This is a genomic window from Promicromonospora sp. CA-289599, assembly GCF_050936155.1.
Lineage (GTDB): Bacteria > Actinomycetota > Actinomycetes > Actinomycetales > Cellulomonadaceae > Promicromonospora.
In genome coordinates this window covers 3,498,533-3,522,671 of sequence record NZ_JBNJNI010000001.1, presented here as the reverse complement: position 1 = coordinate 3,522,671, position 24,139 = coordinate 3,498,533, and the positions used below count along the sequence as shown (strand labels likewise).

The window sequence follows — 24,139 nt, the reverse complement described above, 5'->3', positions numbered from 1 at the left end:
TCACACACCGGGTCCGGACGGTCCTATCGCGTGCCGAGCAGTTCTGCGTTCGAATGAATGAGCAGACAACCCCGGCACAGACCCCGCACGTCCCTCCCGTAGGAGCAGATGCGATGACCACGACAGCAGTCCCCGACTCCACCACCTCCGGATGGCGCGCTACCGGTGTCGCCGAACTGGAGCCCGCCGACCTGGAGCGGATCGACGCGTGGTGGCGGGCCGCGAACTACCTCTCGGTCGGTCAGATCTACCTCCTCGACAACCCGCTCCTGCGCGAGCCGCTCACCCGGGAGCACGTCAAACCCCGGCTGCTGGGCCACTGGGGCACGACACCGGGTCTGAACTTTCTGTATGCGCATCTGAACCGGGCGATCAAGGAGCGGCAGCAGAAGACGATCTACATCACCGGCCCTGGCCACGGCGGGCCGGGTCTGGTCGCCTCTGCCTACCTGGACGGCACCTACTCCGAGGTCTACAGCGACATCCCCGAGGACGCCGAGGGCGTCAAGCGCTTGTTCCGGCAGTTCTCCTTCCCGGGTGGGATCCCGAGTCATGTCGCGCCGGAGACACCGGGGTCGATCCACGAGGGCGGTGAGCTGGGCTATTCCCTGAGCCATGCCTACGGTGCGGCGTTCGACAACCCCGACCTGCTCGTCGCGGCGGTGGTAGGCGATGGTGAGGCCGAGACCGGTCCGCTGGCGACGTCGTGGCACTCGAACAAGTTCCTCCACCCCGCCCAGGACGGTGTCGTGCTGCCGATCCTGCACCTCAACGGCTACAAGATCGCCAACCCCACGGTCCTCGCGCGCATCCCGGAGGGCGAGCTGCGTGACCTGATGGTCGGGTATGGGCACAAGCCGTACTTCTTCACCGTGCAGGACGACTCACCGGAGTCGCCCACCGTGTTCCACGCACGGTTCGCCGCCCTGCTGGACGAGGTCCTCGACGAGATCGCCGCAATCAAGACGCGTGCCGCGCAGGGCGACCTGAGTCGTCCCGCGTGGCCGATGATCGTGTTCCGCACCCCGAAGGGGTGGAGCGGCCCGGCGCAGATCGACGGGAAGAAGACGACGGGGTCGTGGCGGGCGCACCAGGTGCCGCTCGCGAACGCCCGCGACACCGACGAGCACCTGCGCGTGCTGGAGGCGTGGCTGAGGTCGTACCGCCCGCAGGAGCTGTTCGACGACGACGGCCGGGTGCTGCCGGAGATCGCCTCGCTGGCGCCGGACGGGGAGCTGCGGATGAGCGCGACCCCGCACGCGAACGGTGGCCTGCTGCTCAAGGACCTGCGCCTGCCCGACTTCCGTGACTACGCGGTCGACGTCCCGGTGCCCGGCGGTTCGGTCTCGGAGGCGCCGCGGGTGCTGGGCGAGTGGCTCACCGACGTGATCCGGCGCAACCCGACCAGCTTCCGGATCTTCGGGCCGGACGAGGTCGCGTCCAACCGTCTGCAGGCCGTGTACGACACGACCGACAAGCAGTGGAACGCGCAGTACCTCGGCCCGGAGGTGGACGACCATTTGGCGCGGGCGGGCCGGGTGATGGAGATGCTCAGCGAGCACCAGGTCCAGGGCTGGCTGGAGGGCTACCTCCTCACGGGTCGGCACGGCCTGCTGACGAGCTATGAGGCGTTCATCCACATCATCGACTCGATGTTCAACCAGCACGCGAAGTGGCTCAAGGTCACGAACGACATCTCGTGGCGGCGGCCGATCGCGTCGTTGAACTATCTGTTGTCCAGTCATGTGTGGCGCCAGGACCACAACGGGTTCAGTCACCAGGATCCCGGGTTCATCGACCATGTCGTGAACAAGAAGGCCGAGATCGTGCGGGTGTATCTCCCGCCGGACGCGAACACTCTGCTGTCCACGTACGACCACTGCCTGCGCAGCCGCCAGTACGTCAACGTGGTGGTGGCGGGCAAGCAGCCCGCGCCGAACTTCCTGGACATGGAGCAGGCTGTCGAGCACTGCACGCGCGGGCTGGGCATCTGGGAGTGGGCCGGCACCGAAAAGGCGGGCGAGCAGCCGGATGTGGTCCTGGGGTGTGCGGGTGATGTGCCGACCCTGGAGGTCTTGGCCGCGGCGGACATCCTGCGCCGTGAGCTGCCCGACCTGAAGGTCCGGGTGATCAACGTCGTGGACCTGATGCGGCTGCAGGACTCGACCGAGCACCCGCACGGCCTGACGGACTCCGAGTTCGACGGCCTGTTCACCACGGACCGGCCGGTCATCTTCGCGTACCACGGCTACCCGTGGCTGATCCACCGGCTCACGTACCGTCGCGCGGGCCACCCGAACCTGCACGTGCGCGGGTACAAGGAGGAGGGCACGACGACGACGCCGTTCGACATGGTCATGCTCAACGACCTGGACCGGTACCACCTGGTGATCGATGTCATCGACCGGGTCCCCTCCCTCGGCGCTGCGCAGGCCGGGCTGCGTCAGCGTATGCAGGACGCGCGGATCCGTGCGCGTGCCTGGACCCGCGAGCACGGCGACGACATCCCCGAGGTCCGCGACTGGGTCTGGCCCGATGCCCAGGACCTGGCAGACGGCGGCCAGGTTGACGCTACGCTCGGCACCGGTGGAGACAACGAGTAGCAGCAAGTATCACGTAGTGAACACGGAGCCACATGTGACCGGCGCAACCCGCAGCATCGTCATCGCGAGCCCGGAGGGCGAGAGCGGAAAGTCGACGGTCGCGCTGGGCGTCCTCGACCTGCTGGTCCGCAAGGGCCAGCGGGTCGGGGTCTTCCGGCCCGTGTCGCGCGCCACCGAGGCCGAGGACACGAGCGGCGAGCGCGACCACGTCCTCGAGCTCCTCCTGGAGCACGACGGCGTCGACATCGCCTACGACGACGCCGTCGGCGTGACCTACGCGGACCTGCACGCCGACCCCGACGCCGCGCTGAGCCGCATCGTGTCCCGGTTCCACGACCTGGCCGGGCGCTGCGACTCGGTGGTGATCCTCGGCACCGACTACACCGACGTCGCGGGCCCCACCGAGCTCTCGTTCAACGCGCGTATCGCGGCGAATCTCGGTGCGCCGGTGCTGCTCGTGGTCTCGGGCCGCGAGCGCACCCCCGAGGGCATCCGTGCTCTGGCCGACGTGAGCCTCGCCGAGCTGGCGGCGCACCACGCGCAGGCGATCGGGCTGGTCGTCAACCGCGCGGACACCCACAGTGCCCTGGACGTGCGGACCCTGCTGGCCGAGGCGCAGCCCGACCTGCCGGTCTGGACGATTCCCGAGGAGCCGTTCCTGCAGGCCCCGACCGTCGGCCAGCTCCTGGAGGCCGTGGACGGCACGCTCGTCCTGGGTGACCCCGAGCTGCTGGGCCGCGAGGCGCTCGAGCTGCAGGTCGGCGCCATGAGCTTCGAGCACCTGCTCGAACGGCTGACCGACGGCGCGGTCGTCATCACGCCCGGCGACCGGATCGACCTGCTGATCGGGCTGCTCGCCACGCACATGACGCCGTCGTTCCCGTCGCTGGCCGGCATCATCCTCAACGGCGGGTTCTACCCGCAGGGCCGCCCGGCCGAGCTGCTGGAGGCGATGCGCCCCAAGCTGCCGATCATCACCACCGAGCTCGGTACCTACCGCACGGCCCGTGCCGCGGCGGACACCCGCGGCCGCGTGGACAAGGGTTCGGTGCGCAAGGTCGAGACGGCCCGCGCCCTGTTCGAGCGGAACGTCGACTCCGCCGCGCTCGCCGCCCGCCTCGATCTGCCGCGGCCGGAGGTCGTCACGCCGCTCATGTTCGAGTACCAGCTGATCGAGCGGGCTCGCGCCGACCGCCGGCACATCGTGCTGCCCGAGGGCAGCGACGACCGGATCCTGCGCGCCGCGTCGACGGTGCTGGCCCGCCACATCGCGGACCTCACGATCCTGGGCTCCGCCGAGTCGGTCCGCGCCCGCGCCGCCGAGCTGGGGCTCGACATCGAGGCCGCCCGCGTGCTGTCGCCGCACGATCCGGAGCACGTCGAGAAGTTCGCGGCGGAGTACACCCGGCTGCGCGCCCACAAGGGCATGACGGTCGAGCGCGCGCGGGAGATCGTCACCGACGTCTCCTACTTCGGCACGATGATGGTGCACCTCGGCCTCGCCGACGGCATGGTCTCGGGCGCCGCTCACTCGACCGCCCACACCATCCGGCCGTCGTTCGAGATCATCAAGACGAAGCCCGGCACGTCGTCGGTGTCCTCGGTCTTCCTCATGTGCCTGGAGGACCGGGTGCTCGTGTACGGCGACTGCGCGGTGATCCCCGACCCGACGGCGGAGGAGCTCGCCGACATCGCGGTCTCGTCGGCGGCCACCGCCCGGCAGTTCGGCGTCGACCCACGCATCGCGATGCTCTCCTACTCCACCGGCACGTCCGGAACGGGCGCCGACGTCGACAAGGTGCGCACCGCTACCGAGCTGGTCCGGGAGCGCATCGCCCAGGCCGACATGGAGCTCGACGTGGAGGGCCCCATCCAGTACGACGCTGCGGTGGACGCCTCGGTCGCCGCGTCGAAGCTGCCCGGGTCCGACGTCGCCGGACGTGCCACCGTGTTCGTCTTCCCCGACCTGAACACGGGCAACAACACCTACAAGGCGGTGCAACGGTCGGCGGGTGCGGTCGCCGTCGGCCCGGTGCTGCAGGGCCTGAACAAACCGGTGAACGACCTGTCCCGCGGCGCGCTCGTCCAGGACATCGTGAACACGGTGGCGATCACGGCGATCCAGGCCCAGACCAAGGAGTCCGCATGACCACCGTCCTCGTCCTCAACTCCGGCTCCTCCTCGCTGAAGTACCAGCTGGTCGACCCCGCGTCGGGCGAGGCTCTCGCCGGGGGGATCGTCGAGCGCATCGGCGAGGCCAACGGGAGGGTCAAGCACGAGGCCAAGGGCGAGGAGATCGTGCGTGACCTGCCGGTACCCGACCACGGCGAGGCGCTCCGGATCGTCATGGGCCTGTTCGACGAGGTGGGTCCGTCCCTCGCGGAGGTGGGCATCGCCGCCGTCGGGCACCGGGTGGTACACGGCGGCGAGGTGTTCAGCGCCCCCACCCTGATCGACGACGACGTCGTTGCCGGCGTCCGCGATCTCATCCCGCTGGCGCCGCTGCACAACCCGGCCAACGTGACGGGCATCGAGGTGGCTCGTGAGCTGCTGCACGTGCCGCACGTCGCCGTGTTCGACACCGCGTTCTTCACGACGCTCCCGAAGGCCGCCTCGACGTACGCGCTGGACCGCGAGGTCGCTGCCGAGCACGGCGTGCGCCGCTACGGGTTCCACGGGACGTCGCACCAGTTCGTGTCGTCGGCGGTGGCCGCGCACCCCGCCGTCGTCGAGAAGCTGGCAGCCGAGGGACGCGGCCCCGAGACGCTGCGCCAGGTGGTGCTGCACCTGGGCAACGGGGCATCGGCGTCGGCGGTGCTGGGCGGCGCGCCGGTCGACACCTCGATGGGCCTGACGCCGCTCGAAGGCCTCGTCATGGGGACCCGCTCCGGCGACCTCGATGCCGGCATCGTGTTCCACCTGATCCGGGAGGGAATGTCGGCCGAGGCGGTCGACACCCTGCTGAACAAGCACTCCGGGATCCTCGGCCTGTCCGGGGTAGGCGACATGCGGGAGCTGCAACAGCTAGTCGCGAGCGGCGACGCCGGCGCGCGGCTGGCACTGGACGTCTACCTGCACCGGCTGCGCAAGTACGTGGGCGCGTACACGGCGGTGCTCGGCGGTATCGACGTGCTGACCTTCACAGCGGGCGTGGGCGAGAACGACCGCCGGATCCGCTCGGGAGTGGTGCACGGGCTGAAGTTTCTCGGCCTGACGATCGACCCGGCGGCCAACGAGGCCAGGTCCGACGAGCCTCGCGTGATCTCAGCCGGCGCCGCGGAAGCGCCCCTGGTCATGGTGGTGCCCACCAACGAGGAGCTGGCGATCGCCCGGCAGGCCATGGACCTGGTCGAGGCGTAGCGCTGCCGGTCACGGCCGCCTAACGATCCGGACCGCGGCCGGGTGAAAAGGGCGCCGGCTCAAGGAAAACGTTTATTCCACACGATTTCGGCTGACATCGTTCGCGCATGAACAACGCACGACGCGCGCTCGGCGCCGCCACCCTGGCCGCGAGCGCACTGCTCCTCTCCGCCTGCATGAAGATGGACGTGGACCTCACGCTCAACAGCGACGACACCGCCACGGGCACGATGCTGCTGGCCGTGTCGGACCGGGCCGCCGAGGCCGTGGGGATGACGTCTGCCGAGATGTTCAAGGAGATGGACAGCGAGGATCTGGGTGAAGGTGCCGCCGAGGTGCAGGACTACGCGGAGGACGGCTTCACGGGCAAGCGGTACGTCTTCGAGGGCTCCACGCTGAGCGAGGTATCCGACGAGACCCTGCAGATCAGTCGCGTCGGCGACGAGTTCGTCGTCGACGGCACCCTGCCGCTCACCGCCGAGGAGCTGGGCATGACCGAGGAAGAGCTGTCAGACCCCAACGTCAAGCCTTTCCTCGACACCTTCGACGTCAACGTCACGGTCGCCTTCCCGGGGGAGGTCAGCGAGTCCAACGGCACGATCGACGGCAACACCGTCACCTGGGCCGCGAAGATCGGCGAGGAGAACAAGTTCACGGCACGCGGGGCGGCGCTCTCGCCCGAGGAGGCGGCTGCGGCAGCCGAGCCCTCGGCCTCACCTTCGGCCGAGCTTGCAGCAGCGGCGGCGGTTGGTACGTCCGACCAGCAGGGCGGCTTCTGGGGTTCGTTGCTCGGCGACTCGCTGATCGGTGCCGGCGTCGGCCTCGTGGTCGGCCTGGTGTTCTTCGCGATCCGGATGGCACGCAGGCGCATGGCGGCGGCGACCCCCGTTGCGCATCCCGACACCGACACACCGGCGGGACCTCCGCAGCCCTGACCCCAGACGTCCCGAGCCCGTGGCGAGCACTGCTCGCCACGGGCTCGCTGTCGCACCGAATCGGTATCGCGGGGCCGTGCACGCCGAGGGCTTGACGTCCACGGCCGCGCCGAGGAGGATCGGCACATCCATGATGACGTCAACATCCGTCCGGCAACGATCGAGTGTTGACGCCAACATCCACCCAGCACGCCCGGACCCGTCGCACTGACGCGAGAGGAGGGCTCAACGATGAGCTCGAACAGAAAGAACGTAGGACGACGGCGCGCAGGCGTCGTCGTGGCCGCGAGCGCCCTGCTGGCCGCCGGGCTGACCCCGGCGTCGGCAGCCGCTCAGCCGGCCACCGCCCACACCGAAGCCGCCTCCACGACGAGCGCGCCGGGGGTGACCGTGCGCCCCGACCCGTCGTACGCGGGCGAGCCCTTCGAGGGCTGGGGCACGAGCCTCGTCTGGTTCGCGAACGCCACCGGCGACTACCCGGACGAGATCCGGAACGAGCTCGCCGACATGCTGTTCGGCGAGGACGGCATGAACCTGAACATCGCCCGGTACAACATCGGCGGCGGCAACGCCCCCGACGTCCCGGACTATCTGCGCGCCGGAGCCGACGTCGAGGGCTGGTGGAAGGCGCCCGAGGGCACCACGCGCGAGGACGTCGACTGGTGGGACCCGGCGAACCCGGACCACTGGAACCCGGACGCCGACGCCACACAGCGCTGGTGGGTGGACCGCATCAAGGACGACATCACGCACTGGGAGACGTTCAGCAACTCCCCGCCGTGGTTCCAGACGGTCAGCGGCTACGTCTCCGGCGGTTTCGACGCGAACGACGACCAGCTGAAGCCCGAGAGCATCGAGGACTTCGCCGCCTACGTCGTCGGCGCGACCGAACGTCTCGAGGACGCGCACGGCATCGACGTCGACACGATCGACCCGTTCAACGAGCCGAACACGAACTACTGGGGCACCAGGCTCGGCGCCGACGGCAACCCGACGGGCGGCCGCCAGGAGGGTGCCCACATGGGCCCCGAGCTGCAGCAGCAGGTGATCCCGGCCCTCGCGGACACGATCGGCGGCTCCACGACCGACGCCGCGATCGCCGCGATGGACGAGACGAACCCGGGCACGTTCGCCAGGAACTGGAACTCGTACCCCGACGCGGTGCGCGACCAGGTGTCCCAGCTCAACGTGCACACCTACGGCACCGGGCAGCGCACCACGGTGCGTGACATCGCCAAGGGCGAGGACAAGCCCCTGTGGATGAGCGAGGTCGGCGGCTCCTGGTCCACCACCGGGCAGAACTTCGAGTCGATGGAGTCCGGCCTGGGCAGCGCGCACCAGATCATGGACGACCTGCGCGAGCTCGAGCCGTCCGCGTGGGTGTTCTGGCAGCCCGTCGAGGACTACGACAACATGGCGCCCGGCGGCGAGAGCCCCGAGGGCGGCAACTGGGGCGAGATCCAGATCCCGTTCTCCTGCACGGCTGAGGACACGCTGGAGACCTGCCCCATCTACACGAACACCAAGTACTGGGTCACCCAGAACTTCACGCACTACATCACGCCCGGCGACCGCCTGATCGGCGTCGACAACACCGACAGCACCGCCGCCGTGTCCGCCTCGGGTGAAGCTGCGACCGTCGTGCACGTCAACGACACCACCGCGGACCGCGACGTCACCCTCGACCTCTCCGGCTTCGGGAGCGTCGCGTCCGGCGCGACCGTCACGCCTGTCGTCACCAGCGTCGACGGTTACCTCGTCGAGGGCGAGCCCGTGGCTGTGGCCGATGCCGCCGCCACGCTCACGGTACCCGCGGAGTCCGTCACGACGTTCCTGGTCGACGGCGTCTCCGGTATCGCGGACGACGCCCCGCTGGCGCAGGACGGCCACGTGTACCGGATCGACGGCGTGCAGTCCGACCTGTCGCTGGCGCCTGACGGCGACGGCGGCGTGCAGATCTCCACCGACGACCCGGCAGCGGCCGGGCAGCTGTGGACGCTCACCGACCTGGGCGCTCCCGAGGGCTCCGGAACCCACCGCACGCGGTACGCGGTGACGAACGTAGACACCGGGGAACAGCTCGCGGTCAGCGAGGACACGTCCGCGGTGCTCATGGACGCCCCTGCCGACGTCGCCGATACGCCGGACGCCGCTCGCTGGGTGCTGTCCACCACTGGGGACGGCTCGTACACGCTGGTCAACGTGGTTGCGCGCACGGTACTCGAGGTGGGCGGCGAGGCAAGGGCCGACGGGTCACCCGTCGGAACCTATCTCGCCAACTCGAACGCGAACCAGCGCTGGGCGATCGTCGACGAGACGGTGCTGGGCACCACGCCGGTCTACGCGTTCACCCGCCCGGGGACCACGCCCGAGCTGCCGGAGACCGTCGTTCCGATCTACCCGGACGGGGCGCGCGGCGCGCTGCCCGTGACCTGGGACATGCCGGGCGACGACGCGTGGGCGCAGGCCGGGATCGTCGAGGTCGCCGGCACCGTGGCCATCCCGGCGGGTGGCACCGTCGAGGCCACCGCCACGGTCGTCGTCGACATCCTGAAGCGGACCCTGCCCGCCCAGGGCGCCGCCTACATCGGCGGCTCCGCCGAGCTGCCCGCGACGGTCACCGCGATCGCCGCCGGTGGCGCTTCGGTGGAGCGCCCGGTCACGTGGGAGGAGGCGCCCGACGGCGCGTTCGACACGATCGGCGCCGTCGAGCTGCAGGGCATCGCCGACGCCGGAGACTCGAACACCCTGCCCGCGCTCGTCCGGGTACTGGTCGCCGAGCCCGGTGAGGCGAACGTGGCCCTCACGGAGGGCACCACGGCGTCGGCCACCTACACCGAGCCCGGATACCCTGCCGAGAACGTCATCAACGGCGACCTGGACGACAAGGGCTGGTCCAACTGGCGTTCCGACACCAAGAACGCGCAGGACACGCTGACCGTCACGCTGCCGGCGGAGCGGGACGTGACGCGCGTCGTCACCCGCTTCTTCCGCGACGGCGGCCACCTCAGCTGGGCACGCGAGGTGGCGCTCGAGGCGTCGGTCGACGGCGAGTGGCAGGCCGTCGGAGACCCGGTCCCCGTGACGTCCGACGGCGCCGCGCCGGTGATCGACCTCCCCGCCGACCTGCGTACCGACGCCGTCCGGGTGGTCATGACCGCCCAGGAGAACGTGCACATGATCGTCAGCGAGATCGAGGTGCTGGCGAAGGTGCCCGGTGAGGCATCACCGGTCTGGGAGTCGTCGGTGCGGTACCGCTCGGGTGACGAGGTCTTCCACGACGGGACGTACTACCAGGCCGCGTGGACCACCAAGGCGGAGCCGGGCGGCTCACCGTACGGACCATGGCAGGAGGTCCTGCGGTCCGGGGACGGCACCGCCGTCTGGACGCCGTCGCGGATCTTCGTGCGGGGCGACGTCGTGGTGCACGACGGTGAGCAGTACCGGGCGAAGTGGTGGACCCGCAACCAGGAGCCCGGGGACCGGTTCGGACCGTGGCAGGTCGTCGGGTCGTGACCTGACTGTTGTTCATGCAGAGCGGCCCCGCCGGATTTCCGGCGGGGCCGCTCTGTTTGCTGTACGACGTTTGCTGTACGAAGGCGTTGCCTACCTACCAGAGCGGTGCGGGCTGATCCGCGGCCGGCAACTGCTTGATGATCCAGTGCTCACGCGCCTGCGGGATCATGATGCCCAGCTCCTGGCCGTCGGCGGTGACCGCCTCCCAGACCGGCGTGCCCGGGTCGAGGAACCACAGGTCGCTCTTGTTCCGCGGGCGTGGCTCATGGCTCTGCAGAGTCACCGCCACCGGATCGCCTGCGGGCTTGACCCAGACCAGTTGCCCGGACTCGCCCACGCGAACCTTGGCCTTGACCCACTTCTTCTGTCGCTTGAGTCCGGGAACCTTGCCGGAGCGTGCCCAGACCACGATCTGCACGACGCCGGAACCGGAGCGCTTGGCTGCCGCCCGACGGAGGAGCCACTGCGCCACGGCAAGGCTGGCCGCGATGGCGAGTGCGAGGAACACGTAAAACCCGATGTCGTTCATTTCTGATCCTTGTCAAAGAGAAACTGCATTTCAACCAATCCGCACAGCCATCGCCACGCATCTCGCTGAAGGACGCCACACCCCGTGACGCATCAGACCGAGAAGGAATCTAAAGGGCTGAATGAGGCAGTGATGACCAAAGTCCAGCCCGAGGCGGGTGAAATGCCCTGACTTCACCCGCCCCACCGACCGTTAGTCTCGTCCCGTGACCGTCTTCATCGACCCACCCGCCTGGCCCGCGCACGGGACTCTGTTCTCCCACCTGGTCTCGGACGGGTCGCTGCAGGAGCTCCGCCTCTTCGCCCGGGCGGCCGGAGTCCCGGACCGTGCGTTCGACCTGGACCACTACGACGTTCCAGCGGAGCGGTACGACGCACTCGTCGCCGCCGGCGCCGTGCCCGTCGAGGGCGGCGACCTCGCCCGGCGGCTGGCGACCTCCGGTCTGCGGGTCTCGGGCGCCGAACGAAACCGCGCCAAGCGGGCGGCGCTCCTGATCCGCTGGGCCGACCTGTGGGCCGACCCGGGCCTGGCATACCAGGCCGGCGAGGAGCTGGTGGACCGCTGGCGCGAGCCCCACCGGGTCTACCACTCGACGCTGCACCTGGCGACGGCCCTGGACGCGCTGGACTCGACAGCCCCCGACAGCAGGCTCTCCGAGCGTGCCCTCTGGCGCGCCCGCCTGGCCCTGTGGTTCCACGACGCGGTGCACGACGGCGTCGCGCAGCAGGACGAGGAGCGGTCGGCGGCGCTGGTCGCCGAGCTGCTCGGCCCGCTCGCCGGGTCAGGTGTCGCGGCCGACGACGTCGACGAGGTCGCACGCCTGGTCATGGTCACGGCAGACCACGACCCCGCGCCGGACGATGTCGTCGGCGGCCTGGTCAGCGACGCCGACCTCGCGGTGCTCGGCGCCTCCCCCGCCGGCTACGCGCGGTACACGCACCAGGTCCGCGCGGAGTACTGCGACGTGCCCGACACGCTGTTCCGCGCAGGCCGGTCGCAGGTGCTCCGCACGCTCCTGGACGGCGGTCCCCTGTTCCGCACCGCCCCCGGCGTCGCCCGCTGGCAGGCCGCGGCGGAAGCGAACCTCCGCGACGAGCTGACGGCCCTGGCAGCGTGAAGGGCGGCCGCGTGGTCGGCAAAGCGTCAGGTGGTCGGCAGTCCGAGCTGCCGATCTTGTGACGAGTTGCCGACCACGCCCCTGCCTGGACGCGGTAGCGTTCCGGTCGTGACTCCCCTCAAGGCCGCCGCCGTCGTCGCGGGCGTGCTTGCCGTCGCCTTCGTGGTTCCCGTCGCCGTCGTGCAGGGCACCGGGCACGTCCGGGTGCGGCACGACCCGGGCGAGGTCGAGAAGACGGACGCCGTCATCGTGCTCGGCGCCGGGCTCCGCGCCGACGGGACGCCGTCGACGTACCTGCGACGTCGTGTCGAGGGTGGCGCCGAGCTCTACCGTGCGGGCGTCGCGCCCACGGTGATCCTGAGCGGCGATGCGCACGACAACGCCGACGGCACCCGGTACGACGAGCCCGGCTCGATGCGCGCCTGGCTCCTGGACAACGACCTCGGCGTCCCCGACGACGCGATAGTGCTGGACCGCGAGGGCTTCAACACCACTGCCACGTGCCGGCGCGCCCATGACCTGTTCGGTGTGCGCACCGCCGTCGTCGTCACCCAGGACTACCACCTGCGCCGCACGCTCTACTCCTGTGTAGAGGCCGGGCTGGACGCCGTCGGAGTGGGCGTGAGCGCCGCGACCGTGGTACCCGTGCGGGCCGCCTGGTGGCACGTGCGGGAGCTGCCCGCGAGCTGGAAGGCGGCGGTCCGCTCCCTGCCCCACCGTCGGCCCCGCTGACCTGTCAGACCCCCACCGACGTGTCAGACACTCAGGTCACCCGGGTGACCTGTAGGTCTGACACGTCGCGGAGCGTCTGACTGGTCACTACTTCTTCGGCGTGACCCACAGGTGGATGGTGCCCTCGACCACCACGGTCCCGTCCGCGAGGACGCCCCGGACGCGCACCGGCAGGTCCCTGTCGTCGCTGTCCCAGTGCGCCTGCTCGGTCTCGGCCACGCACCTGACGTCGCCCGTCGACTTCGCGAGGTAGGACACCTCCATACCCTTCGGCAGCCAGCGCTTGTCGTCGGGCACCGTGGCCTCGGCGAGCGAGCCCATCGCCATCTCGAGCCCGTTGCAGACCGCGATGGCGTGCACGGTGCCGATGTGGTTGCGGTTGCGCCACCGGTTGGGCACCACCACCTCGCCGTAGTTCGGCCGCATGTCGACCACCCGCGGGGCGAAGCTGCCGAAGTACGGCGCCTTGAAGGAGTAGACCAGGGAGAAGATCCGCTTGCCGAACAGCCCGCCGATGACCGGCAGTGCGTTGGCGGACTTCCAGAAGGCATGGAGCTGCGTCGTCATGCGCGCGAGCGTACCGGGCGCGGTGACGACCGTTCACCTCACGGCATGCGCAGCCTGCGCATCGCCTCCAGGGCAGTGGTCAGCACCCGGCTGGGGGTGTCGCCGCCCAGTCCGTACAGACTGTCGAGAGTGGCTCCGAACCCGGCGCCCCGCGACGTCACGACGGTCTGCTGCCGGGTGAGGCCGTCGATCGACGCCGCGCCGTGCCTGCCGCCCAGACCGGAGGCCTTCCAGCCGCCGATCGGCGCGGAGACCGAGCCCCAGGTCATCATGTACCCGTCGTTGATCGCTACCGAGCCGGCCTCGACCCGACCTGCGACACGGCGCGCCCGGCCGACGTCCCGGGACCAGATCGCGGAGTGCAGGCCGTACTCGGTGTCGTTCATGACGGCTATGGCTTCCTCGTCGCAGTCGACGCGCGAGATCGTCACGACCGGCCCGAAGGTCTCCTCGCGGGCGACCACTGCCTGCGCCGGCACGTCGTCGAGCACCGTCGGTGCATAGAAGTACGGGCCGACGTCGGCGCGGTGCACGCCGCCGGCGAGCACCCGGGCGCCCCGTGCGAGCGCGTCGTCGACGTGCGCCGTCACCTTGTCGAGCTGCGCGGCGGACGTGAGCGACCCGACGTCTGCCGAGTAGTCGAGGGCCGGGCTGAGCCGCAGGTTCCGGACGGCCCGCACGAACTTCGCGACGAACTCCTCCGCGACGGCCGTGTGGACCACCAGGCGCTCGATGGACACGCAGAGCTGGCCGGCGTTCGAGAAGCAGGCCCGCACGATGCCAGGGACGGCCGCGTCGACGTCGACGTCGTCGGTCACGTAGAGCGCGTTCTTGCCGCCCAGCTCAAGCGTGGCGCCGATGAGACGCTCGCCCGCTCGGGCGGCGACCTTGCGGCCGGTGGCGGTGGAGCCGGTGAAGGCTATGTGGTCCACGTTCTCGATCAGCGCCTGGCCCGCCTCGGGGCCGCCGGCGACGACCTGGAAGAGACCTGCCGGCAGGCCGGCGTCGTCCAGGGCCTCCGCCGCCCACAGCGCGGTCAGCGTGGTCTGCGGGTCCGGCTTGAGCACCACTGCGTTGCCGGCCAGGAGCGCGGGCAGAGCCTCCGAGAGCGCGAGCACCAGCGGGTAGTTCCACGGCGAGATCGCACCGACCACGCCGACGGGCCTGCGGTGCACCTGCGCGCCGACGAGCACCGGAACCATGCCCGGGACCCTGCGGGACGCGAGGTAGCGCGCGCCGCGCACGGCGTAGTGCCTGGCGACCTGCGCGATGTCCGCGATCTCCTCGAAGGCGGCGCGGCGCGACTTGCCGGTCTCGAGCTGGATCAGGTCGAGCGCCTCGGACTGCCGCTCCAGGACGATCCGACCGAGCCGCTGGAGGACCCCGGCCCGGTCGCGCACCGGCACGCGGGCCCAACTTCGCTGCGCCACGCGTGCCCGGACGACGCACGCGGCGACGTCCTCGGCGGAGGAGACCGGGAACGTCACGAGCGGAGCGCCCGTGAAGGGGCACATGGACCGGTGCGTACCCGATCCCTCGGAGGTTGCGATCCGAGCCACGAGCGGGGCCATGACCCCTGGCTCGAGGACAAAAGTCCCCTGCGGGTGCTCTGGGTCGAGCACGCCGCCGACCGCACCACTAGCCGCTGCGTCGGCTGCTGCGTCGTCGATCATGGCGCCCACCCTACGCACAAAACCCTGCACCATGTATTGATGGGTGTGTGAAACTGACTTTCACAGCAGGGTCGCCATAGCGCGTTCACCTCGCACGACGCACTCTCAGGCAGGCTCGACCCAGCGCCCCAGAACAGTGCACTCCTGGTCGGTGTAGCCCATCCGAGCGTAAAAATCGAGCACGTCCGTGTTGGTGGTCCGCACCATGAGCTGGATCTTGCGTGCGCCCCGAGCGACCAGCCACGCCTCGGCTGCGACCACTGCCGCTCGGCCCAGGCCCGTGCTCCTCAGCTCCGGCGCGACCGCCACGTAGTAGAGCCAGCCGCGGTGCCCGTCGTGGCCGGCCATCGCCGTGGCGGCCACCCTGCCGTCGGCCCGCGCGACCAGGACCGTCGAGCCGCCGCTCGCACGAGCGTCGGCGATGTCGACGTACGGGTCGTTCCACGGCCGGGTCAGTCCGCACGCCTTCCACAGCTCGACGACCTGCTCGACGTCGGCATCGGTGATGTCGACGAACTCGCCGTCGGCAACGGGCGCAGCGGCGAGGACGGGCGCGAGCGGCTCGCCGTCGGGGACCACGCTCACCGCGGCTGGTACGGCGACACGACGACCTCGACCCGCTGGAACTCCTTGAGGTCGGAGTAGCCGGTGGTGGCCATGGCACGGCGGAGCGCACCGACGAGGTTCAGGGTGCCGTCGGCCTGCTTGCCCGGCCCGAAGAGGATCTCCTCGAGCGTGCCCACCGAACCGACCTCGACCCGCTCGCCGCGCGGGAGCTGCGGGTGGTGCGCCTCGGGACCCCAGTGGAAGCCCTGGCCCGGCGCCTCCGCCGCGCGCGCGAGTGCGGCACCGAGCATGACGGCGTCCGCACCGCAGGCCACCGCCTTGACGACGTCGCCGGAGTGACCCACCCCGCCGTCGGCGATGACGTGCACGTACCGGCCGCCGGACTCGTCGAGGTAGTCGCGACGCGCCGCCGCGACGTCGGCCACCGAGGTGGCCATGGGCGCGTGGATGCCGAGGCTGACGCGCGTGGTGTGCGCGGCGCCGCCGCCGAACCCGACGAGCACGCCGGCCGCACCGGTACGCATGAGGTGCAGCGCCGCGGTGTAGGTGGAGGCCCCGCCGACGACGACCGGCACGTCCAGCTCGTAGATGAACCGCTTGAGGTTGAGCGGCTCGGCGTTGCCCGAGACGTGCTCGGCCGAGACCGTGGTCCCGCGGATGATGAACAGGTCGACACCCGCGTCGACCACCGTCTTGTAGAACTCCTGCGTGCGCTGCGGGGTGAGCGCACCCGCCACCGTCACGCCGGCCGCCCGGATCTCCTTGAGGCGCTGCGTGATGAGCTCTGGCTTGATCGGCTCCGAGTAGATCGCCTGCATGCGCCGTGTCGCCTCGTCACCGGGCAGCGCCGCGATCTCGGCGAGCAGCGGCTCGGGCGACTCGTAGCGGGTCCACAGGCCCTCGAGGTCGAGCACGCCGAGGCCGCCGAACCGGCCCAGCGCGACGGCACTGCTCGGGCTCATCACGGAGTCCATCGGGGCCGCCACGATCGGGAGATCGAAGTGGTAGGCGTCGATCTGCCAGCCGACCGAGACGTCCTTCGGGTCCCTGGTGCGCCGGGAAGGCACCACCGCGATGTCGTCGAAGGAATAGGCGCGCCGCCCACGCTTGCCGCGTCCGATCTCGATCTCGTTGCTCACCCGCCAAGCCTACCCATCGCACCGGACACGGCGCGCAGGTTCCGGTGATGTGCGGTCGTGGGACGAGCCACAGTGCTGCCCGCCGTCGACCGAGCCGCACCAGAGTGTCAGTGACCGGTGGCAAGGTTCTCCATGGACGCACCGGGTGGCCGGGCAAGAGCTGGACAACAGCTGGATGAAACGGCCCGGAAACCCCGGACGAGCAGGGAGGACACCATGAACGAGAGCTGGATCAAGAGGCCGCTGCTGGGTTTCGACACGGAGACCACAGGGGTGGACGTCGCAGGCGACCGGATCGTCACGGCAGCTCTCGTGCTGCGCTCGCCGGGAGTGGGCACCGAGGTCCGCACCTGGCTGATCGACCCGGGCGTGGAGATCCCCGAGGAGGCCGCGGCGATCCACGGTATCTCCACCGAGCACGCCCGGGCCTACGGCGTCCAGCCGAGGGAGGCGCTGGAGGAGATGGCGTCCGAGCTCGCCACCCAGCTCGCCGACGACGTGCCCGTGGTCGCCTACAACGCGGCCTTCGACCTCTCGCTGCTCGACTCGGAACTGCTGCGGCACGGGCTCAAGACCCTCCCCCAGCGGCTGGGCCGCCCGGTGGAGCCGGTGATCGACCCGCTCGTCATCGACCGCTGGCTGGACCGGTACCGCCCGGGCAAGCGTCGCCTCGGGGACCTGACGCAGTGGTACGGCATCACCTCTGACGGCGACCTGCACACCGCCGAGGTGGACGTGCTCGCCACGCTCGACGTCCTGGAGGCGCTGGCCCGCCGGTTCCCGCAGCTGGAGCGCATGCCCCTGACCGACCTGCACCAGCAGCAGATCGGCGCGCACCGCCAGTGGGCGGTGAGCTTCAACGAGTGGCGGCGCGAGCAGGGCCTCGTCGGCCCCGGCGCGTCGGGCGTCTGGCCGGTGCAGTACTCGGCCGGCTTCTGATCCGGCGCCCGGCGTAGCGGCCGTGCCCCGGGCACCCCGGGGCGCGGCCTGGTTCAGCGGGAGTACACGGCGTCGACCTCGACCTCGACGAGCCAGCCGTCCACCGGGAGGTTCTCGACCTCCAGGGCGAAGCGCGACGGGCGAGCCCTGTTGACGACCATAGGTCCGGTCGTCGCCGACCCGAGCTGCACGTCGAGCACCTCGCCCGTGGCCAGGTTGGTGTTGGCGAAGAACTGCCGGTAGGCCCGGTTCCACCCGGCGAAGTCCATCTCCTCCTCGCCCTCGGGGTTCTGCAGGAACACGCGCATGGAGACGACGTCGTCGTAGGACAGGCCGGCCCGCTCCAGGTTCGTACCGATACGGGTAAGGGCATTGATGCCCTGGGCCTCGGTGAGGGTCACGCCGTCGGGCAGCTCGGCGCCCGGGAAGACGTCGGTCGGGATGTACCGCTCCTCGGCGGAGGCACCGGGTGCGGTGTTGCTCGCCGCCGGGCCGAGGCCTGAGGACTTGTACCAGGAGAGGTTCTTGCCGATCGCGACGCCGTCGGCGATGAGTGGGGTGTCTCCGGTGACGAAGGAGTGGGCGCGGTAGGGGTCCGGCCGGAAGACGTGCCCGGCGGCGAACGCGGTGCTGGGGACCGCTACGGCAGCGGTGACGACGACGGCGGCGATGAGCTTCGTGCGGTTCTTCATGGTGCTCCTCCAGCTAGCCGGCCGGGCGCCTTGACGGAGCCCAGGTGCGGTGGCCCGGCGGTCGACACCGGGTGGCGCGTGACGCTAGCGACGGGGCGTTTCCGTGGGATGACCGTCGCGGGTCGCGTCGGGAACGGTCGCGCGCTCGATGCCCGGCTCCTCCTGGGAGAACGCTGGATCTTGCGAAAGCACCGAAACAACATGGTTACTGCGGGCAATTGCATAGAAACGGTGCAGACCCGTCACCGTGACCTGCCCTCCATAACGTCCGAAGCGGTGCTGACGGCGACGTCCGGACTCCAGGCCGGGCTCCGCGGCCGTCAGACCTTTCGAACGAGAGGTAGGCACAGTGGTCATCGAGAAGAGCACCTCGGGCGTATCCCGCCGCAACTTCCTCCAGGCCGTCGGCGCGGGCTCCAGCGCCGGCGTCATGTTCGCGACCATGGGCGCGATGGGCCTTGCCCCCACCGCCGCCGCCCAGCCGAGAGCAGAGGCATGGGTCCCCCCACAGGGCAGCGACTTCTCGCTGACCGGCCGTTCCGCGAAGAAGGTGGTGGTCGTCGGAGCGGGCCCCGCGGGCCTCGCGACCGCCTACGAGCTGCAGAAGGCCGGCTACCGGGTGACGGTGCTCGAGGCCCGTCACCGGCCCGGCGGGCGAACCCTCACGATCCGCGGCGGGGACTCCGAGACCGACCTCGACGGCGTCAGGCAGACCGCGAGGTTCTCCGACGGCATCTACCTGAACGCCGGCGCGGCCCGCATCGCCCAGTGGATGGTCACCATGGACTACATCCGCGAGCTCGGGGTGCCGTACGAGGTCTTCACGAACGCGAACGCCGACGCCTACCTGTACAACGAGAGGTCGGGCGCGACACCGGGCAACCCGGTCCGCTACCGCACCGCCAAGGCGGACGTCTTCGGCTACACCTCCGAGCTGCTGCACCATGCCACCGACCAGGGCGCCCTCGACCAGAGGCTGACGGAAGAGGACAAGGAGAACCTGCGCTCCTTCCTGCGCAGCTGGGGCTCGCTCGGGCCCGACGGCACCTATGCCGGTGGGAGCAACCGCGGCTTCGAGACCTATCCGTCGGCGTGGAACGAGCACGGAACGCCGCTCCCCGGACCCGGCACGGTCTCCGAGGTGCTGGCCTCCAAGGTGGGCCAGTACTTCCCGTTCGAGATCAACTGGGAACAGTCGATGCTCATGTTCCAGCCGAAGGGCGGCATGGACACGACCTACCAGTACCTGGTGCGGGCCATCGGCACGCAGAACGTCCACTTCCGCTCACCCGTGACGGGTGTGGAGAACACCAGCCGCGGGGTCAGGGTCACCTACAAGGCCAGGAACGGCAGGGACCGGCAGATCGAGGCGGACTTCGCGGTCGTCGCGGCGCCCGCCGGCATCATGCGGCGGTGGGACACCAACTGGGGACCTGAGGTCGACGCGGCGCTCGGTGAGTTCGCCGTGGGCTCTCCGGCCGGCAAGATCGGCCTGCAGTACCGGTCACGGTTCTGGGAGGACGACCATCGGATCTTCGGCGGGATCACCGAGACCGACATGGACCTCGCGCACCTGTGGTACCCGTCCTACGGGTACGGCGAGCGGAAGGGGCTGATCGTCGGCTACTACAACACGGGCGCCAACGCCCGCGCGTACGCCGACATGGCGCCGCGGCAGCGCGAGCTGCGCGCCGTCGAGCAGGGCGTGAAGATCCACGGGGAGAAGTACCGCACCGAGCTGGAGAGCTCGTTCTCCATCGCCTGGCACAAGGTCCCCCACATCGAGGGCGCCTGGGCCTTCCCGAACACCACGTCCGCCGGCTTCAAGCTGCTGCAGCAGGGCGCGGGCAACGTGTACTTCGCGGGCGACTGGATGTCGGAGATCTCGGCGTGGCAGCACGGCGCCTTCTGGTCGGCGCGCTACGCGGTCCAGACCCTGCACGAGCGCGTCATGTCGACCTGACACAGCCGTGTTCCGCGAGGTAGAGCGCCTGTGCGCGTCTCCCTGACGAAACCTGGGAGACACGGACAGGCGCTCTACCTCGCGGAACTCAGGCGGGTCAGAACCCGCTGTAGTTCGGCGACTCGACGGTCATCTGCACGTCGTGCGGGTGGCTCTCCTTGAGCGACGCCGACGTGATGCGGATGAACCTGCCCTCGGCCTGCAGCTCCGGGACGGTGCGCGAGCCGGTGTAGAACATCGTCTGGTGCAGGCCGCCGATGAGCTGGTGGGCCACGGTGGACAGCGGCCCCTTGTAGGCGACCTGACCCTCGATGCCCTCGGGCACGATCTTGTCGTCGCTCGTGACCTCGGCCTGGAAGTACCGGTCCTTGGAGTAGGACTTCTTGCCCCGCGAGGACATGGCACCCATCGAGCCCATGCCGCGGTACGTCTTGAACTGCTTGCCGTTCACGAGCACCAGGTCGCCCGGCGTCTCCTCGCAGCCCGCGAACAGCGAGCCCAGCATCACGGTGTCGGCGCCTGCCACGAGGGCCTTGCCGATCTCGCCGGAGTGCTTGAGACCGCCGTCGGCGATGACGGGCACGCCCGCCGGCTTGCAGGCCAGCGACGCCTCGTAGACCGCGGTGATCTGCGGTACACCGACGCCGGTCACGACGCGGGTCGTGCAGATGGAGCCCGGCCCGACGCCGACCTTCACCGCGTCGGCCCCGGCGTCGACGAACGCCTGGGCGCCCTGGCGGGTCGCGACGTTGCCGCCGATCACCTGGACGTCCTTGGTGGCGGGGTCGGTCTTGAGGCGCTTGACCATGTCGATCAGCATGCGGACGTTGCCGTGCGCGGTGTCGGCGACGAGCACGTCGACGCCGGCCTCGATGAGCGCGGTCGCGCGCTGCCACGCGTCACCGAAGTAGCCGATCGCCGCGCCCACCATGAGGCGGCCCTGGCCGTCCTTGGACGACTGGGGGAACTGCTCGGACTTCACGAAGTCCTTGACGGTGATGAGGCCGGTGATGCGGCCGTCGGGGTCGATCAGCGGGAGCCGCTCCAGCTTGTGCTTGCGCAGCAGCAGCGTGGCGTCGTCACGCGAGATGCCGGCGGGGCCGGTGATCAGCGGCTGCGGCGTCATCACCTCGTCCACCTTGGTGGTTGCCCACTCGGCGACGGGCGTGAAGCGCAGGTCCCGGTTGGTCACCATGCCGATGAGCTTGTTCTCGAGGTCGACGACCGGGAAGCCGGAGATCCGGAACTGGCCCGCGAGGGTGTCGAGCTCCTCGAGCGTGGCGTCCGGCCCGATCGTGACCGGGTTCGTGATGATGCCCGTCTGCGTCCGCTTCACGAGGTCGACCTGCTGGGCCTGGTCCTCGATGGAGAGGTTGCGGTGCAGGACACCGAGGCCACCCTGACGAGCCATGGCGATGGCCATCGCCGACTCGGTGACCGTGTCCATCGCCGCTGACAGCAGTGGAATCTTGAGCGAGATCTCGCGCGTCAGGCGAGAGGTCGTGTCGATGTCCGACGGCGCCAGGTCGGAGTAACCCGGCAGCAGCAGGACGTCGTCATAGGTGAGCCCGAGGAACCCGAACGGGTCGGCCGGCGAGGTCTGGTCCGTCATGCAGCAAGTCTACGACCGGTGCGGCCACGGATCCTGGTCGGACAGTGGTAGCGGCCCGAGGCGTGCGTCACCTCGCCTTGATGACCGCCAGCACCTCGTGCAACAGGCCGGTGAACGAGCGCACACGCTGCACCGTCGGGCCGAACGGCAGGTCCGTCGCCGCGGCATCGGCCCGGAGGCCGACGAAGATGGGCAGGTCCGGATGGCTCTCGTTCACCGCGTGCACGACGTCGAGGTCGGGCTTGTTCTGGGTGGTGGCCAGGACGACCGCCGTCGGCCGGACCATCGTCACCAGCTCGACCGAACGGTGCGTGCTCGCGGGGCCGGTGACGATCCGCGCCATCGCGCCCTGTGCTGCCAGCGCCGCGGCGAGCGCGTGCGCGGACAGCGGCACCACCTCGTCCGGCGCCGCGAACACGAGCACGATCTTGCGCATGCGACTCGGGTGGTTGGCCGGCGGGCCGCCCGCCTCGACCATCGCCCGCTCGAACTCCTCGGTGTAGTGGCGCAGCGCCCGCAGCGCGGCGGTCGCGAGCACCACCTCGGGCATCTCGCCCGGCCCTGCGAGCACCGTGCGCTCGGACAGGCGCAGCCACGCGGGCTCGACCAGGTCGGTCCACCACGTCGCCGGGTCCCCGTCGGGGCCCAGCACGAGCAGGTTGTCGCAGGCGGTCCTGCTGTACGCGAGAGCGGCATCGACGAGGGCGGAGACCCGGCCCGACGTCGGCGCGGCGGCCGTGGCCGACCGCGGTCCTGCCACAGCGGGAGCGTCCCCACCGGTGGCGCCACCAGGGAGCGCCCGCAGGCGTGCCCTGCCGCGCGGCTCCTCCTTCGGCTCGCCGCTCGGCGGTGGGGTCGACTCCTCGCCGGGCTCGGGTGCCTGGAGGGTGCCGACGAACGTCTCGGCGAACTCCTCCGGCTCCTCGTCGTCCAGGTCGCTCTCCACCTGCACGGCAGGCAGCGCGGGCGCCGACCGGGTGGCGACCTCGAGCTCCGCGTCCCCTGCCTCGACAGCGGCCCGCGCGGCATCCACCGGCGCGACGCCCTCGAGCGTCAGACGGCGCATCACCAGCAGGCGAGCGACGTCGTCCGGGGTATAGCGGCGGTGCGATCCAGCGGTCCGGCCCGAGGGCCCGAGCCCGTACCGGCGGTCCCATGTACGGAGGGTGGCTGGCGCCACCCCGAGACGTCTGGCCACTGCGGCGACGGCCAGTCCGGGGCTGGATGCACGTGACCCGCCCGAGCTCTCGGCAGGCCGCGAAGATGTCATGGACTCGATTCTGCCGACCTGGACCTCTCCGCGCCACTGCGAAACCCGGCGTGCCGCCGATCTCGGTGGAATCCGGTTCAGATCGGAGCAAAACCGGTCAGCCCTGGCGCGCTTGTCGTGACCCGATTCGGGCCGTCCGTCGGAAAATTGCCCCTTGAACAACTTCTGCACAACTTGTAGGTTGTTCGGCATGACGGAGATCTCGAGGCTTCCCGGTCCGGTAATGGAACTGTGGGAATGGCAGTACACGGGAGCGTGCCGTGACGCGGACGACACCCTGTTCTTCCACCCGGAGGGCGAGCGTGGGTCGACCCGCCGCAGGCGCGCCGAGGCCGCCAAGGCGATCTGCCGCTCCTGCCCCGTGATGATGCAGTGCCGCGAGCAGTCGCTCCGCGTGCGCGAGCCGTACGGCGTGTGGGGTGGACTCAGCGAGGACGAGCGCTCGGCCATCCTCGCCGGCAAGTCCGTCTCCGCTTGATCCAGGCATAGCCTGATCCTGCCTCCGCCTCCTTGAGCTCCGCCTGGTCCGGACAAGGCAAGGGCCCCGCACCTGTCGGTGCGGGGCCCTCGTCGTCTACCTGGGGTGAGCTGGAGTCAGCTCACGACCACGGCGAGGATGTCGCGAACGGAGAGCACCAGGTACTCCTCACCCGCGTACTTGACCTCGGTGCCGCCGTACTTGGAGTAGATCACCTTGTCACCGACGGCGACGTCCAGCGGCACACGGTTGCCGTTGTCGTCGATGCGGCCCTGGCCAACGGCCAGAACCTCGCCCTCCTGGGGCTTCTCCTTGGCGGTGTCCGGGATGACCAGGCCGGAAGCGGTCGTGGTCTCGGCTTCGAGAGCCTTGACGACGATCCGGTCCTCGAGCGGCTTGATGGGGACCGACACGTCGGACCTCCTCTTTCGTGAGCGGATCGAGAGA

The 24,139-nt window shown here is 70.2% G+C and carries 19 protein-coding genes; 10 read left to right on the top strand and 9 right to left on the bottom strand.

Translation table 11 applies throughout. The features are described from left to right. Positions 1 to 113: 113 nt before the first annotated feature. From ACQEVI_RS15665 to ACQEVI_RS15645, 5 genes are all read left to right on the top strand, one after another. The gene (locus ACQEVI_RS15665; RefSeq protein ID WP_432900417.1) at positions 114 to 2,603 is read left to right on the top strand and encodes a phosphoketolase family protein; all 2,490 of its coding nucleotides are present in this window, start codon (positions 114 to 116) and stop codon (positions 2,601 to 2,603) included. A gap of 34 nt (positions 2,604 to 2,637) precedes the next feature. Continuing rightward, a complete protein-coding gene (pta, locus tag ACQEVI_RS15660) occupies positions 2,638 to 4,752 on the top strand; it encodes a phosphate acetyltransferase (RefSeq protein WP_432900415.1) in 2,115 nt (704 codons plus the stop codon). Beyond that, entirely contained in the window at positions 4,749 to 5,963 is a 1,215-nt protein-coding gene (locus ACQEVI_RS15655) for an acetate/propionate family kinase (RefSeq protein ID WP_432900413.1), read from the top strand. The genes pta and ACQEVI_RS15655 overlap by 4 nt, the downstream gene beginning before the upstream one ends. A gap of 107 nt (positions 5,964 to 6,070) precedes the next feature. Next, positions 6,071 to 6,898, top strand: a complete 828-nt coding sequence (locus ACQEVI_RS15650) for an LppM family (lipo)protein (protein WP_432900411.1) — start codon at positions 6,071 to 6,073, stop codon at positions 6,896 to 6,898. A gap of 231 nt (positions 6,899 to 7,129) precedes the next feature. Beyond that, positions 7,130 to 10,414 carry an Ig-like domain-containing protein gene (locus ACQEVI_RS15645; RefSeq protein ID WP_432900410.1) on the top strand — a complete coding sequence of 1,095 codons (3,285 nt, stop codon included), beginning with the start codon at positions 7,130 to 7,132 and terminating at the stop codon, positions 10,412 to 10,414. Positions 10,415 to 10,508: 94 nt separating this feature from the next. Here the strand turns inward: ACQEVI_RS15645 and ACQEVI_RS15640 are convergent, their stop codons facing one another. Continuing rightward, positions 10,509 to 10,943, bottom strand: a complete 435-nt coding sequence (locus ACQEVI_RS15640; protein ID WP_432900408.1) for a hypothetical protein — start codon at positions 10,941 to 10,943, stop codon at positions 10,509 to 10,511. A gap of 205 nt (positions 10,944 to 11,148) precedes the next feature. Here ACQEVI_RS15640 and ACQEVI_RS15635 point away from each other — a divergent pair, with 205 nt between their 5' ends. Further along, positions 11,149 to 12,060, top strand: coding sequence for a DUF4031 domain-containing protein (locus tag ACQEVI_RS15635; RefSeq protein WP_432900407.1), 912 nt, complete (start codon positions 11,149 to 11,151; stop codon positions 12,058 to 12,060). 108 nt (positions 12,061 to 12,168) lie between these two features. Further along, the gene (locus ACQEVI_RS15630) at positions 12,169 to 12,792 is read left to right on the top strand and encodes a SanA/YdcF family protein (RefSeq protein ID WP_432900405.1); all 624 of its coding nucleotides are present in this window, start codon (positions 12,169 to 12,171) and stop codon (positions 12,790 to 12,792) included. Positions 12,793 to 12,879: 87 nt separating this feature from the next. On the opposite strand, the gene ACQEVI_RS15625 is transcribed toward ACQEVI_RS15630, so the two are convergent. From ACQEVI_RS15625 to ACQEVI_RS15610, 4 genes are all read right to left on the bottom strand, one after another. Further along, positions 12,880 to 13,359 (bottom strand): hotdog fold domain-containing protein, encoded by a 480-nt coding sequence (locus ACQEVI_RS15625; protein WP_432900403.1) that lies wholly within the window; start codon positions 13,357 to 13,359, stop codon positions 12,880 to 12,882. A gap of 38 nt (positions 13,360 to 13,397) precedes the next feature. Beyond that, entirely contained in the window at positions 13,398 to 15,032 is a 1,635-nt protein-coding gene (locus ACQEVI_RS15620) for a succinic semialdehyde dehydrogenase (RefSeq protein ID WP_432900401.1), read from the bottom strand. A gap of 105 nt (positions 15,033 to 15,137) precedes the next feature. Beyond that, positions 15,138 to 15,617: a GNAT family acetyltransferase gene (locus ACQEVI_RS15615; RefSeq protein WP_432900399.1), complete on the bottom strand. Its 480-nt coding sequence runs from the start codon at positions 15,615 to 15,617 to the stop codon at positions 15,138 to 15,140. Then, the gene (locus tag ACQEVI_RS15610; RefSeq protein WP_116673649.1) at positions 15,614 to 16,738 is read right to left on the bottom strand and encodes a GuaB3 family IMP dehydrogenase-related protein; all 1,125 of its coding nucleotides are present in this window, start codon (positions 16,736 to 16,738) and stop codon (positions 15,614 to 15,616) included. Before ACQEVI_RS15610 ends, ACQEVI_RS15615 begins: the two co-directional genes overlap by 4 nt. Positions 16,739 to 16,954: 216 nt before the next feature. Here ACQEVI_RS15610 and ACQEVI_RS15605 point away from each other — a divergent pair, with 216 nt between their 5' ends. Next, on the top strand, positions 16,955 to 17,677 hold the full coding sequence (locus tag ACQEVI_RS15605) for an exonuclease domain-containing protein (protein ID WP_432900397.1): 723 nt from the start codon (positions 16,955 to 16,957) through the stop codon (positions 17,675 to 17,677). Positions 17,678 to 17,730: 53 nt separating this feature from the next. On the opposite strand, the gene ACQEVI_RS15600 is transcribed toward ACQEVI_RS15605, so the two are convergent. After that, on the bottom strand, positions 17,731 to 18,369 hold the full coding sequence (locus ACQEVI_RS15600) for a Rid family hydrolase (RefSeq protein WP_432900395.1): 639 nt from the start codon (positions 18,367 to 18,369) through the stop codon (positions 17,731 to 17,733). A 349-nt stretch (positions 18,370 to 18,718) separates the two neighbouring features. On the opposite strand from ACQEVI_RS15600, the gene ACQEVI_RS15595 reads away from it, so the two are divergent. Continuing rightward, the gene (locus ACQEVI_RS15595) at positions 18,719 to 20,332 is read left to right on the top strand and encodes an FAD-dependent oxidoreductase (RefSeq protein WP_432900393.1); all 1,614 of its coding nucleotides are present in this window, start codon (positions 18,719 to 18,721) and stop codon (positions 20,330 to 20,332) included. A gap of 97 nt (positions 20,333 to 20,429) precedes the next feature. Here ACQEVI_RS15595 and guaB read toward each other — a convergent pair whose 3' ends face one another. Both guaB and ACQEVI_RS15585 read right to left on the bottom strand, forming a co-directional pair. Then, positions 20,430 to 21,944: an IMP dehydrogenase gene (gene guaB, locus ACQEVI_RS15590; protein ID WP_432900391.1), complete on the bottom strand. Its 1,515-nt coding sequence runs from the start codon at positions 21,942 to 21,944 to the stop codon at positions 20,430 to 20,432. 67 nt (positions 21,945 to 22,011) lie between these two features. Further along, positions 22,012 to 23,214, bottom strand: coding sequence for a MerR family transcriptional regulator (locus ACQEVI_RS15585; protein WP_432900389.1), 1,203 nt, complete (start codon positions 23,212 to 23,214; stop codon positions 22,012 to 22,014). Between the two features lie 190 nt (positions 23,215 to 23,404). Here ACQEVI_RS15585 and ACQEVI_RS15580 point away from each other — a divergent pair, with 190 nt between their 5' ends. Then, the gene (locus tag ACQEVI_RS15580; RefSeq protein ID WP_116673643.1) at positions 23,405 to 23,692 is read left to right on the top strand and encodes a WhiB family transcriptional regulator; all 288 of its coding nucleotides are present in this window, start codon (positions 23,405 to 23,407) and stop codon (positions 23,690 to 23,692) included. Between the two features lie 116 nt (positions 23,693 to 23,808). On the opposite strand, the gene groES is transcribed toward ACQEVI_RS15580, so the two are convergent. Then, positions 23,809 to 24,105, bottom strand: coding sequence for a co-chaperone GroES (gene groES, locus ACQEVI_RS15575; RefSeq protein ID WP_432900387.1), 297 nt, complete (start codon positions 24,103 to 24,105; stop codon positions 23,809 to 23,811). Between the last annotated feature and the right edge of the window lie 34 nt (positions 24,106 to 24,139).

Coding starts and splice junctions, on each gene's coding strand:
- ACQEVI_RS15600 (WP_432900395.1), bottom strand. CDS start 18,369: ATGAAGAACCGCACGAAGCTCATCGCCGCCGTCGTCGTCACCGCTGCC.
- ACQEVI_RS15580 (WP_116673643.1), top strand. CDS start 23,405: ATGACGGAGATCTCGAGGCTTCCCGGTCCGGTAATGGAACTGTGGGAA.
- guaB (WP_432900391.1), bottom strand. CDS start 21,944: ATGACGGACCAGACCTCGCCGGCCGACCCGTTCGGGTTCCTCGGGCTC.
- ACQEVI_RS15645 (WP_432900410.1), top strand. CDS start 7,130: ATGAGCTCGAACAGAAAGAACGTAGGACGACGGCGCGCAGGCGTCGTC.
- ACQEVI_RS15640 (WP_432900408.1), bottom strand. CDS start 10,943: ATGAACGACATCGGGTTTTACGTGTTCCTCGCACTCGCCATCGCGGCC.
- ACQEVI_RS15665 (WP_432900417.1), top strand. CDS start 114: ATGACCACGACAGCAGTCCCCGACTCCACCACCTCCGGATGGCGCGCT.
- ACQEVI_RS15655 (WP_432900413.1), top strand. CDS start 4,749: ATGACCACCGTCCTCGTCCTCAACTCCGGCTCCTCCTCGCTGAAGTAC.
- ACQEVI_RS15650 (WP_432900411.1), top strand. CDS start 6,071: ATGAACAACGCACGACGCGCGCTCGGCGCCGCCACCCTGGCCGCGAGC.
- ACQEVI_RS15620 (WP_432900401.1), bottom strand. CDS start 15,032: ATGATCGACGACGCAGCAGCCGACGCAGCGGCTAGTGGTGCGGTCGGC.
- ACQEVI_RS15605 (WP_432900397.1), top strand. CDS start 16,955: ATGAACGAGAGCTGGATCAAGAGGCCGCTGCTGGGTTTCGACACGGAG.
- ACQEVI_RS15625 (WP_432900403.1), bottom strand. CDS start 13,359: ATGACGACGCAGCTCCATGCCTTCTGGAAGTCCGCCAACGCACTGCCG.
- ACQEVI_RS15585 (WP_432900389.1), bottom strand. CDS start 23,214: ATGACATCTTCGCGGCCTGCCGAGAGCTCGGGCGGGTCACGTGCATCC.